At 57.9% G+C, this 2,615-nt stretch carries 4 protein-coding genes; all 4 read left to right on the forward strand.

Annotated elements, in window-relative coordinates; all coding sequences use genetic code 11:
- Positions 1-378: 378 nt before the first annotated feature.
- The 4 genes from PPL01S_RS23430 (at position 379) to PPL01S_RS23445 (ending at position 2,580) form a co-directional block, all read left to right on the forward strand.
- Entirely contained in the window at positions 379-627 is a 249-nt protein-coding gene (locus PPL01S_RS23430; RefSeq protein ID WP_028625627.1) for a DUF1654 domain-containing protein, read from the forward strand.
- 179 nt (positions 628-806) lie between these two features.
- The gene (locus tag PPL01S_RS23435; protein ID WP_028625628.1) at positions 807-1,490 is read left to right on the forward strand and encodes a polysaccharide lyase family 7 protein; all 684 of its coding nucleotides are present in this window, start codon (positions 807-809) and stop codon (positions 1,488-1,490) included.
- A gap of 411 nt (positions 1,491-1,901) precedes the next feature.
- A complete protein-coding gene (locus PPL01S_RS23440) occupies positions 1,902-2,144 on the forward strand; it encodes a hypothetical protein (RefSeq protein WP_028625629.1) in 243 nt (80 codons plus the stop codon).
- A 166-nt stretch (positions 2,145-2,310) separates the two neighbouring features.
- Positions 2,311-2,580, forward strand: coding sequence for a DUF3077 domain-containing protein (locus PPL01S_RS23445; RefSeq protein ID WP_028625630.1), 270 nt, complete (start codon positions 2,311-2,313; stop codon positions 2,578-2,580).
- Positions 2,581-2,615 lie beyond the last annotated feature (35 nt).

Raw genomic sequence — 2,615 nt, forward strand, 5'->3', positions numbered from 1 at the left:
GTTTGTTGCAACGTGCCACGGTCTGTAAGGCCATGGTTGTCCGCCTTTGGCGCACGCCGAAATATCGAGGTGAGGCTAGCGCCAACGCAAAAATCGCGTCGTACCAACAAGGCAGGCAACCATGGCCTATCAGGCATAGACACGTTGCAACAAACGTAGGAGCGAGCGCCGCGCGGGCGGCGCTCGATTTCTGCCCCACCATCCCCCTCAAGCCAGGCGCTCGATTTCCGCCCCACCATCCCCCTCAAGCCAGGCGCTCGATTTCCACCCCACCACCCCCCTCTAGGCAGGCACCAGCCACCCCATCGACATCCCCGCTTGAAAAATCCCCACAAACCGGATAACTGTATGCATGCACAGTAAAGGGAGTTTTCTTACATGCTACCTCTCGCCTTCTCACAATCAGCAGCCAGCTCCTACGAACGGCTCGGGTACAGGATCCAGCAGGCCATCTCCTCACCCCACGTGCAGAAACGGCAGTGCGTTGAAATAAGTCCCGCAGCGGACGAGTCAGCGACTGACTGGCAAAGGCTTCTTGACGACCTGGAGGCCACCACCGGGGTCTGCATCGAGAAGACGGACACCGGCCTGATCCGCATCACCTGGCGCGACTTCACTGACCTCTGAGCATCTTGCCCGCGACGCTGCGGGCATTTTTTCGATTCCAAATTTCAGAATACTGAAAATAATTTCAGCAAGCCCTTGACCTCCTAATTTCAGCTTGCTTAAATTTGTTCATCGCCGGGACGATACCGACGAGCAACGAAGGCAATCCTGCCGATGACCCTTTTCAAGAGGAAAATCCAATGACCGTCAACATCAATAACCTGACCATCACCACCCCTGTACCCACCTCCCCCACCAACCCGGTGGCACTGGAATTCACCGGCGCCGAGGCCATCGCGCAGCTGCCGGAAGTGGTGAAAGTCTTGTCCGACGGCTCGATCCGGTTTTCGGCACCGACCAAGGGCGCTTCGAGCAAGAGCACCCACCGCACCCGGTGCGAATGGAAAGAGCCGGTCTACTGGTCGCTGGCCAGCGCCGATGAACACATCAACCTGCAGGAGATGACGCTCACCAAGGTCAACTCGGCCCAGAAAGTCGTCATCTCGCAGCTACACGTGAAGGACGACGACAGCCCGCCGGTGAAAGTCTTCTGGAGCAAGGGGAACATCACCCTGGGTTTCCGCAGCACGTTCAACCAAGCGAGCCCGACCAACACGACGCTGCTCAAAGGCGTGCCGCTGGGGGCAAAGTTCAAGGTCACCATTCGCGCGCTGGCGTCGGGGGCATTGACGGTCACGGCCGAGTGCAACGGCCATGCCGGGTCGTCTGGCAGATTGGAGATGGACAGTTCGTGGCGATCCTCGCTGCTGAACTTCCATGGGGGGGTGTACAACCAGATCGACTACAGCGACAGCACGCCGGCTGAAGATGGATCGGTCTGTGTGATCAGCCAGCTGACGCTGACTCACTCGGAATCTAACTGACACTGCGTAGCGCCTTCAGCCTCCGCTTACGAAGTATGTAAGCGGATTGCTGACGCGCACGCGTTACATGTTGTTACGCCTAATGGCTGAAAAAATCAGATTAAGGCACTTTCTTGTAGGACGTTTCCCAAAGATACTTCCGACGCCTGTTTTTCGTTGCACACGCTAAATGTGGTCTCTAGTCTCGGCACGTCGTTGTCACTCAGCGACTGGGTTAGCCGCCCAAAAAACGTCGGACACCGCAGCCGTGCAATACCGAGCAATCGGCATTAGCGCCTCTATGGCGGCTGTGCGTGGGGCACCTTCGGGTGCGCCGGGTGCCTGACGTCCCGGTCGGCTAACCCGCGTACAGCTGCCACCTATTCGTTTAGCCGCGGTTGGTGGTTGCTCCATTACGACAGGAGCCACACCATGCTGAAAATCGTTCCCGATCCACCTCACAACTCTCACTCCCTCGAAGACACATTGATGATTGCTGCTGACTACGCACTCTGCGCGGAAGCCGTTGCCCAACAGGCAATGTTGATGCAGCCCAAATCACCCGTGTCCTTGTTGATCATGACCTCAATGCACGAGCTTGATGCCCTGCGCAAATTGCTCGAGTCGGCGCTGGTTCAAGTACAAAAGTCCGCTGATCCGCAGACGTTGAATTAGTCCGCAACATGATCCGCCTGGCCTGACGCTTTCCCCGGCTTGTCCCCTCGCACAGCGCCACCCCTGAGGTATCAGGCGACCCTCAGGCGTTCGGTGAAATCTGTGGGAGCCCGGCTTGCCGGCGACAGGGCCAGCCCAGGCACTACAACTTCAGGGAGATCAAACAATGGCCACCGAAGAGACCAGCTTCACTGTTGGCAAAACCACCTTCTACCAGGGTAAAAACCAGACCCATCCCCTCTTCCGCATCGAACCCGGCATCCCCTGCCACAGCGCCCGCGAACAAGCCTCGGAACTGATGGGCTATGCCCGTGACCTGACGCTTGACGGCCTGATGGAAGACAAACCTCAGCTGCTCTGGGCCTCGCACTACCTCTGCGCACTGGCCAAGGCACTGCTTGATGATGCTGAATTGGGCATGACGAAGAGCCCTTGAGTACATCTCCTCTGGCCCAACGCCTCATCCTGAAG

The sequence above is a fragment of the Pseudomonas plecoglossicida NBRC 103162 = DSM 15088 genome (assembly GCF_000730665.1).
GTDB classification, from domain to species: Bacteria; Pseudomonadota; Gammaproteobacteria; order Pseudomonadales; family Pseudomonadaceae; genus Aquipseudomonas; species Aquipseudomonas plecoglossicida.

Excerpts from the sequence above, each read along its gene's own strand:
- PPL01S_RS23430 (WP_028625627.1), top strand. The coding sequence starts at position 379 with ATGCTACCTCTCGCCTTCTCACAATCAGCAGCCAGCTCCTACGAACGG.
- PPL01S_RS23435 (WP_028625628.1), top strand. The coding sequence starts at position 807 with ATGACCGTCAACATCAATAACCTGACCATCACCACCCCTGTACCCACC.
- PPL01S_RS23440 (WP_028625629.1), top strand. The coding sequence starts at position 1,902 with ATGCTGAAAATCGTTCCCGATCCACCTCACAACTCTCACTCCCTCGAA.
- PPL01S_RS23445 (WP_028625630.1), top strand. The coding sequence starts at position 2,311 with ATGGCCACCGAAGAGACCAGCTTCACTGTTGGCAAAACCACCTTCTAC.